Origin of the sequence: Candidatus Dorea massiliensis AP6 (assembly GCF_964245105.1) — a bacterium.
Classification (GTDB): Bacteria; Bacillota; Clostridia; order Lachnospirales; family Lachnospiraceae; genus Laedolimicola; species Laedolimicola intestinihominis.
Genome location: NZ_CAXTKW010000012.1, coordinates 1 through 17,655, shown reverse-complemented (window position 1 = coordinate 17,655; position 17,655 = coordinate 1). Strand labels below are relative to the sequence as shown.

At 48.8% G+C, this 17,655-nt stretch carries 21 protein-coding genes and 1 pseudogene; 3 read left to right on the top strand and 19 right to left on the bottom strand.

The features are described from left to right. Nucleotides 1–45 precede the first annotated feature (45 nt). The gene (locus ACESZP_RS12835; RefSeq protein ID WP_178039179.1) at nucleotides 46–1,218 is read right to left on the bottom strand and encodes a substrate-binding domain-containing protein; all 1,173 of its coding nucleotides are present in this window, start codon (nucleotides 1,216–1,218) and stop codon (nucleotides 46–48) included. Nucleotides 1,219–1,422: 204 nt separating this feature from the next. Between ACESZP_RS12835 and ACESZP_RS12830 the strand changes: the two genes are divergently transcribed. Beyond that, the gene (locus ACESZP_RS12830; RefSeq protein WP_499709174.1) at nucleotides 1,423–2,703 is read left to right on the top strand and encodes a galactokinase; all 1,281 of its coding nucleotides are present in this window, start codon (nucleotides 1,423–1,425) and stop codon (nucleotides 2,701–2,703) included. A 284-nt stretch (nucleotides 2,704–2,987) separates the two neighbouring features. Here ACESZP_RS12830 and ACESZP_RS12825 read toward each other — a convergent pair whose 3' ends face one another. The 8 genes and pseudogenes from ACESZP_RS12825 to ACESZP_RS12790 all read right to left on the bottom strand — a co-directional run bounded on the left by ACESZP_RS12825 (nucleotide 2,988) and on the right by ACESZP_RS12790 (nucleotide 8,442). Further along, nucleotides 2,988–4,325 carry an IS200/IS605 family accessory protein TnpB-related protein gene (locus ACESZP_RS12825; RefSeq protein WP_499709173.1) on the bottom strand — a complete coding sequence of 446 codons (1,338 nt, stop codon included), beginning with the start codon at nucleotides 4,323–4,325 and terminating at the stop codon, nucleotides 2,988–2,990. 8 nt (nucleotides 4,326–4,333) lie between these two features. Next, nucleotides 4,334–4,667: pseudogene (locus ACESZP_RS12820) on the bottom strand (transposase). A 416-nt stretch (nucleotides 4,668–5,083) separates the two neighbouring features. After that, complete coding sequence (locus tag ACESZP_RS12815; protein WP_499709172.1) at nucleotides 5,084–5,479, bottom strand: hypothetical protein; 396 nt, start codon at nucleotides 5,477–5,479, stop codon at nucleotides 5,084–5,086. A gap of 169 nt (nucleotides 5,480–5,648) precedes the next feature. Beyond that, nucleotides 5,649–6,014: a hypothetical protein gene (locus ACESZP_RS12810; protein ID WP_097784680.1), complete on the bottom strand. Its 366-nt coding sequence runs from the start codon at nucleotides 6,012–6,014 to the stop codon at nucleotides 5,649–5,651. A gap of 77 nt (nucleotides 6,015–6,091) precedes the next feature. Continuing rightward, nucleotides 6,092–6,265, bottom strand: a complete 174-nt coding sequence (locus ACESZP_RS12805; RefSeq protein ID WP_431835168.1) for a transposon-encoded TnpW family protein — start codon at nucleotides 6,263–6,265, stop codon at nucleotides 6,092–6,094. A 64-nt stretch (nucleotides 6,266–6,329) separates the two neighbouring features. Continuing rightward, a complete protein-coding gene (locus ACESZP_RS12800; RefSeq protein ID WP_499709171.1) occupies nucleotides 6,330–7,193 on the bottom strand; it encodes an ATP-binding protein in 864 nt (287 codons plus the stop codon). Continuing rightward, nucleotides 7,190–7,930: a phage replisome organizer N-terminal domain-containing protein gene (locus ACESZP_RS12795; protein WP_499709170.1), complete on the bottom strand. Its 741-nt coding sequence runs from the start codon at nucleotides 7,928–7,930 to the stop codon at nucleotides 7,190–7,192. The genes ACESZP_RS12800 and ACESZP_RS12795 overlap by 4 nt, the downstream gene beginning before the upstream one ends. 113 nt (nucleotides 7,931–8,043) lie before the next feature. Then, entirely contained in the window at nucleotides 8,044–8,442 is a 399-nt protein-coding gene (locus ACESZP_RS12790; protein WP_499709169.1) for a cysteine-rich VLP domain-containing protein, read from the bottom strand. Between the two features lie 126 nt (nucleotides 8,443–8,568). Between ACESZP_RS12790 and ACESZP_RS12785 the strand changes: the two genes are divergently transcribed. Further along, nucleotides 8,569–8,847, top strand: coding sequence for a type II toxin-antitoxin system RelB/DinJ family antitoxin (locus ACESZP_RS12785; RefSeq protein ID WP_005924829.1), 279 nt, complete (start codon nucleotides 8,569–8,571; stop codon nucleotides 8,845–8,847). Then, a complete protein-coding gene (locus tag ACESZP_RS12780) occupies nucleotides 8,844–9,134 on the top strand; it encodes a type II toxin-antitoxin system YafQ family toxin (RefSeq protein WP_002596328.1) in 291 nt (96 codons plus the stop codon). The genes ACESZP_RS12785 and ACESZP_RS12780 overlap by 4 nt, the downstream gene beginning before the upstream one ends. Nucleotides 9,135–9,241: 107 nt before the next feature. Here the strand turns inward: ACESZP_RS12780 and mobQ are convergent, their stop codons facing one another. From mobQ to ACESZP_RS12730, 10 genes are all read right to left on the bottom strand, one after another. After that, entirely contained in the window at nucleotides 9,242–10,687 is a 1,446-nt protein-coding gene (gene mobQ, locus ACESZP_RS12775) for a MobQ family relaxase (RefSeq protein ID WP_499709168.1), read from the bottom strand. A gap of 186 nt (nucleotides 10,688–10,873) precedes the next feature. Next, on the bottom strand, nucleotides 10,874–11,164 hold the full coding sequence (locus tag ACESZP_RS12770) for a DUF3847 domain-containing protein (protein ID WP_499709167.1): 291 nt from the start codon (nucleotides 11,162–11,164) through the stop codon (nucleotides 10,874–10,876). A gap of 28 nt (nucleotides 11,165–11,192) precedes the next feature. Next, the gene (locus ACESZP_RS12765; protein WP_196002337.1) at nucleotides 11,193–11,654 is read right to left on the bottom strand and encodes an RNA polymerase sigma factor; all 462 of its coding nucleotides are present in this window, start codon (nucleotides 11,652–11,654) and stop codon (nucleotides 11,193–11,195) included. A 10-nt stretch (nucleotides 11,655–11,664) separates the two neighbouring features. Then, nucleotides 11,665–12,117, bottom strand: coding sequence for an RNA polymerase subunit sigma-24 (locus tag ACESZP_RS12760; protein ID WP_499709166.1), 453 nt, complete (start codon nucleotides 12,115–12,117; stop codon nucleotides 11,665–11,667). 103 nt (nucleotides 12,118–12,220) lie between these two features. Further along, on the bottom strand, nucleotides 12,221–12,634 hold the full coding sequence (locus ACESZP_RS12755; RefSeq protein WP_223474444.1) for an RNA polymerase sigma factor: 414 nt from the start codon (nucleotides 12,632–12,634) through the stop codon (nucleotides 12,221–12,223). Nucleotides 12,635–13,098: 464 nt separating this feature from the next. After that, entirely contained in the window at nucleotides 13,099–14,907 is a 1,809-nt protein-coding gene (locus ACESZP_RS12750) for an ABC transporter permease (RefSeq protein ID WP_499709165.1), read from the bottom strand. Further along, nucleotides 14,904–15,587, bottom strand: coding sequence for an ABC transporter ATP-binding protein (locus tag ACESZP_RS12745; RefSeq protein ID WP_118280936.1), 684 nt, complete (start codon nucleotides 15,585–15,587; stop codon nucleotides 14,904–14,906). The genes ACESZP_RS12750 and ACESZP_RS12745 overlap by 4 nt, the downstream gene beginning before the upstream one ends. A 109-nt stretch (nucleotides 15,588–15,696) precedes the next feature. Further along, the gene (locus tag ACESZP_RS12740; RefSeq protein ID WP_499709164.1) at nucleotides 15,697–16,734 is read right to left on the bottom strand and encodes a sensor histidine kinase; all 1,038 of its coding nucleotides are present in this window, start codon (nucleotides 16,732–16,734) and stop codon (nucleotides 15,697–15,699) included. 8 nt (nucleotides 16,735–16,742) lie between these two features. Next, nucleotides 16,743–17,429 (bottom strand): response regulator transcription factor, encoded by a 687-nt coding sequence (locus tag ACESZP_RS12735; RefSeq protein WP_055168398.1) that lies wholly within the window; start codon nucleotides 17,427–17,429, stop codon nucleotides 16,743–16,745. Beyond that, a complete protein-coding gene (locus ACESZP_RS12730; RefSeq protein WP_117751390.1) occupies nucleotides 17,422–17,610 on the bottom strand; it encodes a helix-turn-helix domain-containing protein in 189 nt (62 codons plus the stop codon). The genes ACESZP_RS12735 and ACESZP_RS12730 overlap by 8 nt, the downstream gene beginning before the upstream one ends. Between the last annotated feature and the right edge of the window lie 45 nt (nucleotides 17,611–17,655).

Genomic DNA, 17,655 nt, shown 5'->3' with positions numbered 1-17,655 from the left:
TGTTGTATCCTTACTTTGCTATCTTTTTAAATCGTTTCCTGTGATTTACTCTCCTGTGTACGGTGCGTACGGAACGTAAATCTTGTTGCTGATCTCTGCGTCTGCATTGTAGCTGTCAGTTCCGTCTGTCAGAGCTGCGCCCTTCGCTGCGTTCTGAGCCATGATGGAGATACAGTCTGCCATACCCTCTGCGTCCTGCTTGATGGTACCAACCATCTTGCCGTCGCTGATGAGCTGCTTTGCTGCGTCTGTAGCGTCTACGCCGAATACCGGAATCAGAGTGGAATCAGCTGTTCCCAGGTTGTATCCCTTATCGTTCAGTGCAGAGATAACGCCCTCAGCCATACCGTCGTTGTTGCAGATAACCAGCTCGATCATGTTGCCGTTACCCTCGTTGTACTGGGACAGGTTAGTGGTCATGTAGTTATTTGCAGCAGTTGCGCTCCATGCGCCGTCCTGGTCTACCTGATACTTGTCTGTGTTGGTCGGGTCAAAGTACTCAAGCTCCGGCTTGCCAGCCTCCTTAAGAACTGCGTTAGCGTCCTCTACTGCGAACTGAGTACGGTAAATAGCCTCTGCGTTACCAAGCTGACCCATCATCATAGCGTAGGAAATCTTGCCGTCGCCGTTCAGGTCAACCTTGTCAAAGTTCTCAACCAGGTAATCGCCGATCATCTTGCCCTGCATATGTCCTGCTTCCGGAGCGTCTGTTCCAACGAACGCGCACTTGTCATAGGAACCAAGAACCTGTCCTGCTGTAGCGTCATCCTCAACTGCTCTGTTGAAGAAGATCAGGTCAACGCCCTTAGCGGATGCCTTATCAACAACTGCCTGGGAAGCGTCTACAGAACCGGAAGTAACGATGTTTACGATCAGGATGTTTGCGCCCTGTGCAAGAGCGGTATCGATCTGCTCGTTCTGTGTGGTCTGGTTGTTGTTTGCGTCATAGTTCTGATACTTTACTCCAAGGCTGTCCAGCTTCGCATCCAGTGCGGTACGAACAGAAGAGATATATGTGTCAGAGTAGGTGTAATAGAATACTGCGATGTTAGCATCGGAGAGATCTCCGGTTGCCTCTGCAGCGTCTGCTACGTCGCCTGCTTCTGCCTCTGCAGTAGCGTCAGCTGCCGGAGTGTCCTCCTTCTTGCCGCCGCAGCCTGCCAGCATGGATACTGCCATAGCGCCGCATAATACAACTGCTAAAAGTTTCTTTTTCATAGTAAAATCCTCCCTTTATTATGATTGCAGTCACGAACTACACTCTGATTATAACAGACACCCAAACAATTCCAATGTATTATTTTCCTTTTTTAGTGTAAAATCTTACGTTTTTTGTATTGTTTCATGTTGGTTTCGTAGTAATTGACAATCAAATCAAAATCATTTACTATAGAACTATCATATTTTAAAGGAGAATTCTCTATGAAAACTACGGGGGAAATTAAAGATCTGTTACAGAAAAAAGAACTGGATTCCACTTTGCTGGATATCTATCTGGATGAAAGCCGTCTTGACTATCAGCGGCAGCGTTATATCGACGCTCTCGCAAAGTATGAGGAGCTCTACGGAGCCGGTGAAGTATCCATCTTCAGCGCGCCCGGACGCAGCGAGATCGGCGGCAACCACACGGATCATCAGCACGGCGAGGTACTGGCCGCTTCCATCAATCTGGATGCCATTGCCATCACAGCGCCGGTGGATGAGCCGGTTGTACGTGTGGTATCCGACGGATACGACATGATTACCGTATCTCTGGATGACCTGGCGGTAAAGGAGGAGCTGAAGGGTACCACCGATTCTCTGATCCGCGGCGTACTGGAGGGCATTCAGAAGCATGGCGGCAAAATCGGCGGTTTCCGGGCCTATATTACCAGCGACGTGCTGATTGGCGCAGGTCTCTCCTCTTCCGCTGCTTTTGAAACGATCATCGGAACGATTATATCCGGTATCTATAATGATATGAAGCTTTCTCCGGTAGACATCGCTATCATCGGTCAGTACGCTGAAAACGTTCACTTCGGCAAGCCGTCCGGCCTCATGGATCAGATGGCCAGCTCTGTGGGCAGCCTGGTACATATTGATTTCGCGGATGTGGCTCATCCGGTCATTGAAAATGTAAGCTGCGACCTGGCAAAATACGGCTATAGCCTGTGTATCACCGACACCAAGGGGTCCCATGCGGATCTGACCCCGGACTACGCCGCCGTTCCCACAGAGATGCGGGCCGCAGCTGCTGTACTCGGTCAGGAGCTTCTGCATGGCATTACTCTGGAGCAGCTGCTCTCTCACGCTGCTGAAATTCGTGAAAAGGCAGGCGACCGCGCTTATTTACGCGCCATCCATTTTGTGACAGAAAATGTGCGGGTACAGGAAGAGGTTGCCGCTCTGAAGGCAGAGGATTTCGGCACATTTCTGAAGACCGTAAAGGCTTCCGGCGATTCCTCTTTCAAATATCTCCAGAATGTATACACGAACCATGATATCACACACCAGAACGTCTCCGTAGCCCTGGCCGTTAGTGATGCCATTCTGGGCGCAAACGGCGTCAGCCGTGTCCATGGCGGCGGCTTCGCAGGAACGATCCAGGCCTTCGTGAAGAATGAGGCCGTGGCCGAGTACAAGGCTGCCCTGGACGGAGTGTTCGGCGAAGGCGCCTGTGATGTACTGATGATTCGCAAGTACGGCGGTATGCAGGTGCTGTAATTTTTTATTTTCGGGCAGTCCTCAACAGATACTTTTCTTTTAGACATAAAATATGCTCCCTCCTAAGTGACAAGTTTTTATTATTTCACTTGTCTACCTAGAAGGGAGCATATCATGTGAACCTCACATGACTAAAGTCACGTGCTTCTCAGCCGCTTTAAGCGGCAAGACTCTATATCGGCGGATACGCCTGTGACTTAGAAGCTGTACGGTTACGCACATATCCCCGGCCGGTTTCGACCAGTTTCCACATCTCAGGTAGTCCGCTGTATATCTGCCTGTATCTATGCTGTATAACGGCTTCCCAGTTTCTGGCTGAGCAGCCGCAGGTCTGCATAAACGCATGAAGTTCTACGCTTCACTGCAGGTACTTTTGCCTCCAGTGAAGACCTTTCCGTCTCCGGCAAGGGTTTCATAAGCTCCCGTATAAAATATCTCGCTCCGATATTATAGGCTGCTGACAGGTCGCAGTTGTATTGTTTTCCTGTTGTAAAGGTACACAGGCTGTGGTTCTCCTGGTTTCGTGCCACTATCCCGCTTCCGTCATAAGCCAGCCTGCTGGTATTGCGGGCGCTGACTCTGGATACACGGATTCCGCTCCTATGAGCCTGGTGTTCACACAGCTTCTGGATATCCCGTTTTCTCCACATATGAAGCCTTTGCTTCCTGCTCCCTGTCTTCTTTCCCTGCATTTCCAGATACTCAAAGACAATCACATCTGCCTGATATTCCCGGGCATAGGCCGTAATGGCACCGGATACTTTCCGGGACAATTCCATATTCAGCCGCTTTGCGTATGCCCAGCGGCTATGAATCTGCCCGGCTCCATGCTGTCTCTGGAATCTGCGGATTCTGCCAAGCACCCGGTACAGCCGGTCTTTATCACTGGGGAAGCTTATAAACCTTCGCCCCAGAACAGTTCCGTCTGCCCGCATGATCGTACAGACCGCATCCGTATTGATTCCCAGATCCACACTGCAGATAGTCTGAGCTTTTACAACCGTTTTAGACAGGTTTTTCTCTTCTGTATAAGAAAACCGCAGAAAATATTTGTGATGCCGTTTCTCCAGAGTGGGGGCAGACGCTTTTTTTCCTGTCCAATGCTTTCTAAGGTATTCCATATCCGTATGTAACAGTCTGACCCGGAACCATTTCCAATCATGGCCATCATACAACTTCAGATACGCTGCATCCTCTGTCTCCCCTGCTTCTCTGTACATCACTTCCCGGTAAAATACGGGCATGGCATGGTTTTCCTGTGTAAGCTTCGGTTTCCCGGTCAGCTTTCCGTTCTTCCACAATTCCCGCCGCGTCTCATAGGAAGCTACACTTCCCAGTGCATGCTGAATCGCAGAACGCCTCAGATAGGACGGAAGTTTTGGAAAATGCAGGTCAAAATCGTACCGGGCCTGGTTCTTCTTTGTCCCGTGAACCAGATGCTCTGCCTCATTAAACCGTTTCTTTGCATTCGAAATTTCGGAAAGTTCACCCCAGGCTTCCGTATACACCTGAATCAGATAACTGACTGCAGAGCGGTAGATACGCAGCGTATGGCGGATGGGAATATTCTGTTTTCTGATTTCTACACCATAGCTGGATGTCACCTGCATACAAGACCTCATTCTCCGTTTTAGGAACTCTTCGTTTTCTCTTTTTCTTTCTGGCCTTCGATATAGGTTAAAATCTGCTCCCGGCTCCGGTCACTGACCGTCACCGCACAGTAGGAGGGGTTCCATAAATGACCGCCCCACAGCTGCTTCTTTAATTCCGGATGGGACAGGAACAGCTGCCTTGCCAGATTTCCTTTCATAATCTTGATCATGTCGGAAATAAAAAACTGCGGCTTACAATTGAACCTTTTTCCGGTATTTTGTACACCAGATAAGATGATACTGCAATGAGTACACATAGCCTCTACCATATGAAAGTGTGTTTTCTTCGATAGTAAATATATTTTTTTCCATGTTTCGATTATACCATATGTTAGCCAGGGAGTAAACACCAGTTCGATAACTTAGCAAAAAATTTGCCCGCCTAACTCATCACTAAAGTAACGAGAATGCGGCGGGCAGTTATTCAATTAACGTATTGATGGACATTACATTCATTTTCTATCTCACCTTGTATCGTTTTTACCAGTTTATCACGCTTACCCGGGTTCCGCAAGTTTCACTACATTTTCTTCTTAACTTCTATTCTTTCAGATTGCCCTTCCGGATATGCTCTTTCAGGATCTGATCCGTCACCTGATAGAGCTTCTCCGAGCCCTGTCTGGTCTTTTGCTGTCTGCCATAGACCTGCTTTGCCGACACGCCGTGTTCTCTCCAGTCTCTGCCTCCGTTGCTGTTGTTTTAAGCGCTCGTCCATAAGTTTTTCTTCTTTATTTCCATAAATAGCGATATTTATCCATCTGCAGATATAAGATCGATGCTACACGGTTACGAATCTCTTCTTCATACCCTACTGCTTTTTTCAGCAATTCCGCTCCCTGTTTTTTTGTAAAATGGAATCTGAGATTTCGACCGTAAAGCCTTTCCGATACATCCAGCTGTTCATCAAAATCTGTACTGATTGTTTTTGCTTTTACTTCCCTCATCAACACTACCGGATCTTCTGACATCGGATAGTCCATTGACATATCAGACAACAACGCGCCGCCATTGTCAAAAACCGGGCAAAGGGAAAACCGGCCCTCTCCGTCCATTAAAACTGCCATATTGTGCGTGTGCCGATCTTCATTTAAAAATAACGCATCTATGGTAAACAGCTGATTCATATATATTCCGAAATTCCGAAGCCCTGTGACGCGTTCCACCTGCTCCACCAGAAATTTCATCCTGTCTCCCCAGAGACAAATTGTCAAGGACTTTTTAATCAAATTCACAAAAAATCTACAAAAAAGGTGCCAGAAGCACCGTATGGCTCCTGACACCTCGTTTGATAGATTACATTTTTCTGTTCAGCAGGTCTTTGCAGAGATACGCATAGTCTGGCAGTTGGTTGATATATGGCTCCCAGCGCCGCTTGATTTCGGCCAATTCCAGCGGATCGGCTGCTTCCAGTGCATGATCGTTGCCCGTCATATACAAAACATCCGTAGCAACATCATCCAAACACCTGCTGCAAAGATCGGCGGCTGATTCGATTCTGATACCGGTATCCACATAGACTGGATTGACGCCAATCGTCAGCCAGACATAGCCTACCTTGTCCGACCAGAGCAGTTCAAAATCAGGGCTTTGCCGCAGATGTTCCGCAAAGACCTCCTTTACTCGTTCAATTTCATGCTTCTCTTTTTCTGTGTAAAGCATTTTCGTGTCCTCCTTGACAAAAATTTTGGTGCGTACCATCATCAGTTTAGCACAAGGCGGCTTCGTTTATCAGTCTGTCACATTTGCTGAATTTCATTTTTGAGCATACGCTTGATTTTATCGCTCATGGTTTCTGTGCTGGTATTGCTGAAATGGACATGAACCTTGTAGGTTGTCTTTCCGATTTTCTTTACCATCGCCGGCGTGTTTTCCGGCGCTCTGGACGCAGTAGCGGCGTCTGACACCTGCATAGTACAGGGTTCTTTGTTCATGGCGCTCCTTTCTCCGAACGGGTCTGTGCCGCCCGGTAAAAAATCAATCGTGCTTACTGTTTACAATGTCTTTTGCTGCCTGTCGGGTAGCACCGGCATTTTCTTCCCGGAAATTCTTCCCGTCAAAGAGAATCGGCGCACACCGTTCCAGAATACGGTCATAGATACGGGCGTGAGCCAGATCAGGCGGGTTTTTCAACTCGGACAGTTTCAAGTTTGTTGTGATAATCATGGGTCTGCGGCTGCGATAGCGGCTGTCGATGACGAAAAACATCTGCTCCATAGCATATTCTGTACTGCGCTCTACACCCAGATCGTCAATGATAAGCAGGTCATATTCATCAAAGCTGGCAATAAACTCTGACCTGTCCTCAGAGAACATCCCGGTCAGGCGGTTCAGAATGGTGGGAAAGTTCGTCATCAGCACCGGCACATCCCGGTCAAGCAAAGCATTGGCAATACATCCGGCGAAAAAAGACTTGCCGGTTCCCACATCCCCGAACAACAGCAGGCCGGTGTTGTTTTTATATGCCTCCTTCCAGTTCTCCACATAGGCGCGGGCCTTGTCCATCAGAGGATTTTGGCCGTTGTCGTTGGCAAAGGTGTAGTCGTACAGATAACGGTCTTGCAAACCCTGTGCCTTTCGGCGTTTGATACGCTCCATGCGGCGCTGCCGTTCTTCAGCAGCCTTGCGCTGCTCCTCAGCCTCCCGCTGGCACTGGCAGATGCAGCGCGGCATAAAGTAGCCGGATTTCCCGAAGCATGGCACAACAGTCTGCCTCTGGCCGCCGCATTTCTTACAGTGGATGAGACCGTCTGCCGGGTCTATGTACTCGTCCCCAGCCAGTTCCACACCGGCGGCTGCCTTGTCGATCAGCGCCCGGATTTCTGCGGTAATCTCAATCATACGGTTTCATCCTCCTTTACGCTGTAATCCCGGTTACGAGAGGGCGGGGCTGCTTTCTTGGCGTCCTCACCGGCCCAGCGCCGGATGGTCGCTGCATGGCTCTGATAACGCTTGCCGGTAGAAGCCATGTACTCGGACAGTTTTTCGATGTACTGGCCCCATACAGTGGGAAAGCTGGCCTGCAAGTCTGCCATTTCCTCGTCCGTCAGGAAAACATTCTGGTAACGGCCATAGGCGCGGGCGGAGCGTCCCTTCTCTATCTCTCTCTTTATCTTTATCTCTATCTCTTTCTCTAACTCTATCTCTATCTCTGGTGGACGAATGTCGGACAAATGTCCGCCGTTTGTCCGGGGCGCGGAAAGAGCCTTATTTTGGAGCCTCGCCGCCCGCTTTCGCTCAGCCTCGGTAGAGGACTGGCCGATTAAAAGTTCGATGTTGCTCATGTAGAAGGTACCGCTGTCCAGCACTTCCACAAGGCCCAGCTTCAGGAAGATTTGCAAGGCCCTCTCCACAGTGCCGATCTGCTGGCGGGTGATGGTGGCGATCATTTGCGCCGTGTAGGGGATGTCCTCGTCAAGCTGGAGCCGCCCGCCATGTTTCAGCGATTTCAGATACAGCTTGAGCAGAATGTTGGAATACAGCACACCGTCCTGCATACTTTCCAGCAGCACGATGGAATCATCGTCAAAATAGTTTTCTTTGAGTTTCAGGTAATAATATTTTCGGTTGTCTGACATAGGGTTCCTCCTTGGGGTTTCTCTTGGGATTCTGTACGCATTTTAAGGCTATTTTAGGGGGCAGAGGATAAATCTATCAGACTGCCTTTGACACCCCCGAAAAAAGCCTTGATTTACAAGGGTTTTTCAGCCCCTAAAGCGTGACATTTCTCCCGTTGTTTCCGCTTGCGCTTTGCGGCGTTGATCCGCTTCATGCGTGCGGCACATTCCGGGCAGTATTTGGCTCGGTTGGAACCGGGGGTAAACAGTGCCTTACATACGGAGCATTTCTTAGCATTCAGCCGGTGGAACAGCACCGTTTCCAGTTCCTTATCCTGCGGCAATACCGCCGCCCGAAACCACCTGCACAACAGGGAGTAGGAAATAGACTGGACACAGACACATTCCTCCCCATCGTCCAGGGCGATACAGTTTCCGTCGATGTAGTTACAGCACTCATGCACCAGCCTCCGCACTCTGCGGTACTGGCGGTAATCCATGACGGGGATAGGTTCAGACTTATTGTTCTTCATAAATGGTTTCTTTCATAAAGTCGGTAACCTCCTTAAATGAATTTATTATTAAATATTCGTGCAAAGTATTGTTTTCTTCGTGCAAATGGCATATACTATAATTGCCAGCAGAAAGGGGTTGATCGTATGGCTGGAAATACCACAAACATCAGTATCCGCATGGACGCAGATTTGAAAGCGCAGGCGGACGCACTGTTTACTGAACTTGGCATGAACCTGACTACGGCGTTTAACATCTTTGTGCGCCAGTCGCTTCGTGAAGGCGGCATTCCCTTTGAAGTAAGGCTGGAACAGCCGAACAAAGAAACGGTTGCTGCCATGCTGGAAGCGGAAAGGATTGCAAAAGACCCGTCTGTAAAGGGCTACAATGACCTTGACGAGTTGTTTGCTGACCTGAAAAGATGAAAGAAACCAAATATACCGTCAAGTACACGACCAGTTTCAAAAAAGACTACAAACGAGCCATCAAGCGTGGCTTGAAGATCGAACTGCTGGAGCAGGTCGTAGCGTTGCTGGCGATGGGCGAACCGCTGCCGGATAAGAACCGTGACCATGACCTGTCCGGCGATTGGGCAGGCCATCGGGAATGTCACATTCTCCCGGACTGGCTGCTTGTCTACCGCATAGAAGATGATGTTCTGGTGCTGACGCTGGCCCGCACCGGCACACACAGCGACTTGTTCGGCAAATAAACCGACTGCCGCCGTATGGGGAAACCTGTACGGCGGTTTTTCTGTGCGCAAAAGGGTGTCGTGAAACGCGACGCACCTAAAAGGGGTACGCCAAAACGCGGTAGCCCTTACCGCTCCGGCTCCCGGTCGTGAGACTTGTCCCGTTCCTGTCTGGACAGCTGCTCGGCGGTTTTGCGGAGCCGTTCCACTGCTTTCAAATCCTCCCGCATGGCTTTCATGGCAAGCGTGTCCGTCTGCTTTCCAGCGGCCAGCTGGTTAATTTCCAGCTGCCATGCCTTTGGGGTGATTGCCTCGTCGCTGTCTTTCAATTCTTTCAGATACCGGGCCGCTGCGTCATACAGAATCAGTTCCCGGCTGTGGCGCTGTTCAAACTGTTCCCGTTTTTCTGGCTTTACTTTGGCAAGCTGCTTGTGGATGGACTTGTACTGGTTGTACTGTTCCCACATCTCCCCGCGCTCGGTAAGGGTAGTGATCCGGCGCTCGGCCTTGACGATCTTTCCGCGCAGGTCATAGTAACGGCTGTTCATATCAGCGATTTTTTCATGAAGCTGCTGCATAGACTGGATGCCGTTTGCCTGCAAAAAGCTGAACAGCGCAGCGCTTTCCTGCAAGGCCCGGATTTTTCCGGTGCGGGTGCGGGGAGCGTTCAACTGCTGCTGGGCCTCCCACAAAGCTGTCAAGCTGCTTTGCTGTGTTTGTGGTTTTTCCGTTTCGGCTTTCGACCAGCGATAAAGACGGGTAATGCGGGCTTTGATTTCTTTCAGCAGCTTGTTGTCGGCGGCGATCTGCCGGTTTACTTCGCCCTTGTTGGTGCGGATGCCGCGCTTTTCCATTTGGCTGGCGGCTGGCCCCAGATGGACAGAGGGAATTTTATCAATGCCCTGCCGCTTGTAGCTGCGATGGTCAATGCGTTCCGGTCTGCCGGCAGATTCCAGCGCTCGATTGGTGTAGGCCGCCCACGCTACCCGCCAAATCTCCACATTTCCTTTATCGTTCCAATCGGTTGTATCCTCTCTGTGATTTTTCCAGCCGCCTTTCCCATCCGGGATACGCTGTCCATTCTCGTCCAGATCGTATGCCTTACGGCACTTTGCGCCCCACTGCCCATTTTCTTTCAGAGGCCGGAGCGTCAGCATGATATGGACATGCGGGTTGCCGGTTCCCTTGTCATGGATAGCAAAGTCGGCGCACATTCCTTTGTCTACAAAGTTGTCCTTCACATAGGCGCGCACAAGGGCAAGCTGCTGTTCACCGGACAGTTCACGGGGCAGGGCTGCTTCGATCTCGCGGGCAAGCTGGCTGTCCCTTGCGTTCTCGATTTGCTCCACGCTGTTCCAGAGGGTGGAGCGGTCTGCAAACTCTGGCGGGGCGTGGGCAGGCAGCATGATCTCCGCATGGACAATGCCGCCTTTCCGGGTGTAGTCGTGGGTCATTCCATCCCATTCATTTGTCAGCTTGGTTCCGCTGCGGTAAGCAGCTGCGGCAACGGCAGAACGGCCTGCGCTGCGCTTGATGATACTGACGGGGATATGACAGAAATCTATGGGGAACACCTCCTTTCAGTGAGGGGATAACAGGCTCCGTGGAGCCGGACAAACGCAAAGCGGGTGTCTGGCTGCGCAGAGCGCACAAGGGGTTTGGGGAGCGTAGCTTCCCATCGCGGACGAAGTACGCAACGCTCCCGGCAGGGCGCACAGCACCGGCAACGGTGTATAAGTGCGCCCTTGTAAACAAGGGACTTATGGCGTATCCCCGGATTTTGACACGTTTGCAGTCAATTCCGCAGCCCCCGGAAGATGGGACAGGGCAATCAGGAACGCTTTGACCTCTACGCCGGAAAGGTTGGAAGCCAGCGGAAAAATACCCTCCAAAATGGCTCCGCGCTCAATCAGGCGGCGGGTGCGAACCCTGCGTTCTTCGTTCCGCTGCTTGTTCTCCAAAATCTTCTTGCGGTTTTCAAGCTGTCGGATCTCCTTCAGGACTTCCTCCCGTTCTTCTTTTTGGGGGTGGGCTGTAATTTTTTCGTTCATGTCATGCACCTCTTTTCTTTGAAAACGCTCATAGATTGACCGTCCATTTCTGACGCGCAAAGTACCGGCGCAGCCTCCGCAGTGCGGCATGGATGGATTTTCCCGCCTGTGATGGTGTGATACCCTCCATTGCGGCAATATCTTTCACTTTCATACCCAGCATATAGCGGGCGTAGACACGGCGAGCCTGCATAGGCGGCAGGGAGGAAATGGCTTCGTACAATCGCCGTATCAGTTCTTCGTATTCGGCTAATTCTTCTTTTTCTATCAGATGATCCTCCGGCGATGGCTGCGCCCAGCCGATGGCGGCATTTTCGATTCCATCGTTACAATCGAGGGAATAAAACGCCTTATACCGGAACATCTTGCGATCTCTGGCGGCCTCGGCTCTCTTATCCAGAAGAAACGCTTCGACGATCTCATCGGACACCTCCACAAAAATGTCCTCTTTGCAAAATGGATAATATTGTTTGAGATTGATGGTCTGCATAGGCACGCCCTCACTCTGTTTGAAAAAGGTCATCATAGCAGCGGCGCATATTCCGCAGACCCCGGCGGATGGCAACGCTGACCTTGCTGCTGTGGATGCCCTCTATCCGAGAGATTTCCGGCTGCTTGATACCAGCAATGTAGTAGGCGTGAACACGGCGGGCCTGTGTCGGAGTGGCATGAGCCAGAGCCACCGGCAGAGCTGCAATCAGGTATAGGCGGGTGGTCATTTCTTCTCGTTCCAGCAAAATATCTTCCGGCGATCTGCTGTGTTCCAGTGCGTAATTTTCCAGCCAGCTGTATGCGTCCAGAGAGTAGTAGGCGCGGTGGTAGACTTTCCGACGCTCATAGTTCTCCATCTCCCGCTGGGCCTGATACATCGCTGCCCATACCTCGTCCGTAACATCCACAAACTCGTCATGCCGGTAGTGGGGATACATCCACCGTAGATTGATTGTTTTCATAGGCTTACCTCCTGAAAATTGGAGAGGCGGGCAGCTCGTCCGCTGTCCGCCCCTCGCTGAGATAAGGGAAATGATCCCTTTCACTTGGTAGCCAGAAAACAGGTCATTCGTTAAGCCTGTTCTCAAAGAAATTTATAAATTTTTTTCTGACCGCCTCCACACTTTGATACACAGCCACTTTGGAGCAGCCGCACAGCACACCGATCTCTGCAAGGCTCAGCCCGTCAAGCGCATAGAGCAGGAACCGGCGGCGCTGGGCCTCGGTACAGGTGTCCAGAACAGCCATCAGCTCATGCAGTGTTTCCTTACGGCAAAGGTATTCTTCCGGCGTTTCGCCGTAGGCTCCTACACCCTCGGTGGTAATGATGTACTCGTCAAACTCCCGGCCATCCCAATGCCGCCGCTGTTCATGGAACAGGTTCTCCGTTTTATGATCGGCCCGGTCAAGAAATTCATAGACTTCCAGCGTAACCTCCACGGCCACAGCTTGTCCGTTATAATTGATGGTAACTTCCATCTGCCTTTCCTCCATTCAGATTTTTTTGGTAAATCTGAATGGGGCGGTGGAGAACGGCACTGGGGCCAGGGTTCGGGCCATGCTGGGCCGATGTTACGGCCCCACAGGTATGAAAAAACGCCCGGACGGCATAAAGCCATACGAGCGTAATAGAGTATATTTTGCTGTTTAGTTACATGGTATAGTGCATACTTCTGACCGCATTGCTCCGCTGCTGGGAACAGGCTTTTTTTAACTGGTGCAGATCATGGGTACTGTGAAAAAAGACAAAAATAGACACGGCGGCAATCCTCCTATATGCCGCCGTAGATTTACACGGTGTTAGGTCGTCGTTGGTTTAGGGTAGACGAAAAGAAACGGCGGCTCTGAAAATCAAAGCCGCCGCTTCATAGGCGCGTGGAAATGTGTCTGCTTTACGACGGCTTTTTTTCTTTTGCCGTCGTGCGGCAGATTAACATATGAAACTATAATTCATTGATGGTTGCAGTTATCGACATATTACGAATCCGTTTTGCCGGAGTATACACAGCCGCGATTGCCGCAATCGAGACAAACAAAAGAATGACGCCCAAAGAGGTAATTGGAAACTGCCATACCGCAGATGGAAAATGTCCTGCAATAAGGAAATCATACAGCAGCTTGCTAAGCGGCAAGCCAACAGCACAGCCAACAACGCACCCCAAAACAGCATAAGTGAATGCTTCGCAAGCAATCATTTTTGTCATTTGCCGTCCATCCATTCCTACTGCACGCATAGCCCCGTATTGCTTCATTCTGGCAGACACACTCATGGAAATACTGTTGATGATATTCATTACTGTTACCAGTGCAATAATTGCCAAAAACGCATAAACACAGAAAACAAAAGCCATATAAGTTCCCGTAGTACGCTCGTCGCGTTTATCACGAAAACTATATGTTTTATCTACGGAATTTTGGATTGCCTGAACATTTTCATCCGTAACATTCCCCGCTGTCTGTATCAGCACAAGAGAATAATCATCATTCCCTGTTAAACGGATAAATGTTTCTCCGGAGGTAATCAATGTGAGTTTTCCGTTTGTCAATCCATCCTCGCTAAAGGGGTCATTTTTTAACAATCCTGCTATGGTAAGGGTTTCATCCCCAATTTGAACGGTGTCGCCGATTTTCCATGTACTGTCCTGATCGGATGTTGCCAAAACAAAGTGACTGTCTCCATAAACTTTGGACAAATCACTCCCTCTTTTCAAAGCACCATCTTTTTTCAGACATTGCAAATCAAAATCATCATAAGAAATCAGGTCGATTGTACCGGAAAATCCGGTATCGCCATTTAATCTGGCAGGAACATCAAACGCACTACGCCGCCCGTAAACCTCTCTCACTCCATCCATTTCACGGATGGATGTAAGCAGTTCCCGAGGAATCGCATTACCGTCAGTACTTGCAATATCAATATCTGATGTGGCAGCTGACTGAGGTATCAAATAATCCACAAAATTGATCATAACGGAAAAGCTCAAAAATAAGATGATGCTAAGTGCAAAAGAACCTGTCATCAGGAATAAATTTTTCTTCCCGGAGACCGCATGGCCGATACCGAGAAGGGCTTCAATCTTTCCGAATCCTGTATACTGGCAATGACGCATTGTTTTTCCGTGGTCTGCATTTCCAGACACCGCTGTGATAGGAGATACCTTCGCGGCATGTTTCGCCGGAGCATTTGCGGCGATCAGTACAGTAATCAGTCCAACAAAGATACCGCAGGCAATGCCAAAAATACTGATACCAAAGAGGGGAATATCAGAAAATTCTTCTCTGACTACAAAGCGCAGTACCGCACACAGCCCCCATGTTGTAACAACCCCTAAAATAAGACCGATGGGTACAGCCGTTTTGCACCAGTTCAATGCCTCCAGACGAACAAACCGAATAATCTGCTGCTTACTCATACCAATGCAACGCATCATTCCAAAAAATTTGGTTCTCTGGGCAACGCTGCTGTTCATACTGCTGGAAATCATCAAAACGCCTGCAACCAAAATCAACAGGAACAGAACAACCGCGACAGAAAGAAGGGTTTGCCCCATTGAACTGCCGAGCAAGTCTCCAATAGAGAAACTTCCATGCTTACCAACCAATCGAGCCTGTTCCATCCGAAAACCCATTTCTGCCATACTGAATACTGCTGTTACCATAAACACAGCAAATACAATGCAAAGCAGCGTCATACGATTTTGTCGGCGGTGAACTTTAGCGGAGATGGGAATGAGACTAAGATAGCTTTTCATTCACGGCACCTCCCAAAATCAGTCAAAGTGCCATCCGATACCTGTAATACCCGGTCTGCCGTTTGCGCAATACTGCGGTTGTGGGTAATCATAATGATGGTCTGCTCGTATTTTTTCGATGTTTCTTTGAGCAATGCTATGACCTCACTGCTGTTTTGTGAGTCCAAATTTCCTGTTGGCTCGTCTGCCAGAATCAGAGAAGGACGGGTAATCAATGCGCGGCCAATCGCCACTCTCTGCTGTTGACCGCCGGAAAGCTGACTGGGTAAATGATTACGACGATCTTTCAAATTCAAAACCGTCAGCAGTTCCTCCAAATATCTCTTATCCGGCTTTTGATAATCCAGCAACAGCGGAAAAATAATATTTTGTTCCACCGTCAACTCCGGGATAAGGTTAAACGCCTGAAAGATAAAGCCGATATTCCTGCGTCGAAATACCGTCAGTTTTCGGTCATTCATGGAAAAAATGTCCTTGCCATCAATCAACACCTTGCCCGAAGTTGGCACATCCAAAGCACCAACCATATTCAGCAGTGTGCTTTTGCCCGAACCAGATTCTCCGACGATTGCCACATATTCTCCCTTAGGAACAGAAAAGCTAACATTCCTAAGCGCTTTTACAGCAGTTTCACCGCTGCCATAGGTCTTACAAATATTCTTGACCTCTAATAAATTCATAGTGCAAACACCTCTTTCTTATGTTCTTGCGATGTAGACAGGTAAGCTTCATTTCCTGTCTACGATTGAAAGAATAGCACTGAAATATTACTGTAACCCTACAATCATCCTACAATTTTGTAGGAATCAGAAAATTTATCGTGAAACTTGTCCCTCTGCCCAATTCACTGTCTACCTCGATTGCTCCTCCATGTGCTTCAATGACTGCTTTCGCAAGCGGAAGGCCGAGACCAATACCCTGTGTATCTTTTGAAAAACGGCTGCGATAAAAACGCTTGAAAATATGGTGTATATCTTCCGGGTGGATGCCACATCCATTGTCCTTTACCACAATTTGAATACCTGATGGCAACGCCCTCCATGTAATGCCAATGACATCACCATTTTCCGTATGGTCAAACGCATTTTTCACAATATTGTCGATTGCCTCAGACAACCAATCACGATCACAGAAAAGAGAAAGATGATCTGAGCCAGACAGAATGATTTTCTTCTTTTCCTGTCTGGCTCTATATGCAAAATGCAGTTCAATATCCCGCATCATATCCGCCACATTCTCTGTGGTTTTTTCCAGCACGATGGCACCGGCATCCAGTTTTGTAATCTTGAGCAAGTTTTGCACCAGCGTTTCAATGCGGTCAAGTTCCTGTTCGGATAAATCAGCAAATTCCTTTACCGCACTCAATTCCATATCCCCGTCTTGAAGCAGACCATTATAAATATTCAAAGCAGCCAGCGGTGTTTTCAGTTGGTGGGAAATATCAGAGATTGTATTTTTCAAAAATTCCTTTTCCCGGAGTTCGTTATCTGCGTGAGCATTTAAGACAGCGGCCATAGAATTGACAGTATGAAACAACCGATATAGCTCGCCTTCCTCATCACATTCAATACGGGCATTGTGATTGCCGTCAAGATACGCTTGAAGCTGTGATACCGCCTGTTCCATGACTTGATTTTGCTTTTTGAAATAAGAACAACCCACCGCCAATATCGCTCCTCCTGCCAATACGAAAACAAGCAATAGGAACAAAGAAAACCGCTGATAGCACAACCATAAGAACCCTTGTGTCAACAGAAGGGAGGCCACCCAAATAACGGATACTGCAAGAAACAATTTTTTGATTTCTTTGTTTGCAAATATTTTCATAGGCCACCTCACCCAATCACATTCCATTTGTATCCCATTCCCCGAACTGTCAGGAGCATTTGCGGTTCACTCGGATTATCCTCGATCTTTATACGCAGCCGCCTCATATATACGGTAAGGGTACTGCTGTCAATATAATTCCCATCGCAATCCCATAGCTTATCTAAAATCTGTTCTTTGGTAAGTACCATGTTCGGGTTTCTCATAAATAGACACAGCAACTTATATTCTGCGGCAGTCAAATCCAATAGCTTTCCATTCTTAAACGCCTGCCCTTGCAGCAAAAGCACTTTCATTCCGTTGGATTCCAGTTGTGTATCTGCGGAGCTGAAATCTTTTGCCCGACGAAGCAGTGCATTTACTCTGGATACTAACACTCCCAGCTTAAACGGTTTTGTAATATAATCATCTCCACCAATGTCCAAACCCATGATAATGTTCATTTCTTCATCTGCCGCCGTCAAAAAAATGATGGGGACTTTGGAAACTTGCCGCACCTTTTTGCAAAATTCAAATCCGGTGCCATCCGGCAGGGATACATCAAGCACCAGCAAATCATATTTTCCATCCATCCACAAACTATCTGCTTCTTTGAGGGTTCTGGCAACAACTAATTCAAATCCTTGTTTTTTGAACGCAAAAGAAAGCCCGTTAATCAGGCTCAAATCATCTTCAAGAAGTAATATATTACTCATGCTTTTGCTCCTTTCCTTGTTTTGTCCGGCCATCAAGCGGCTTCTCCGCGGTTTTAGGGAGCAGCCAAACACCGGCCATTTTCACAGCACCGGGGATACGCCCACCAGCACAATAATAATTTACCCTACGAGGTGTCACGCCCCACTTTTCGGCGGCCTCTTTCAATGTCATATAGTCCATTTCGCACCTCCACAGAGTACATTATAGTTCTCTTTCTCGAACAAT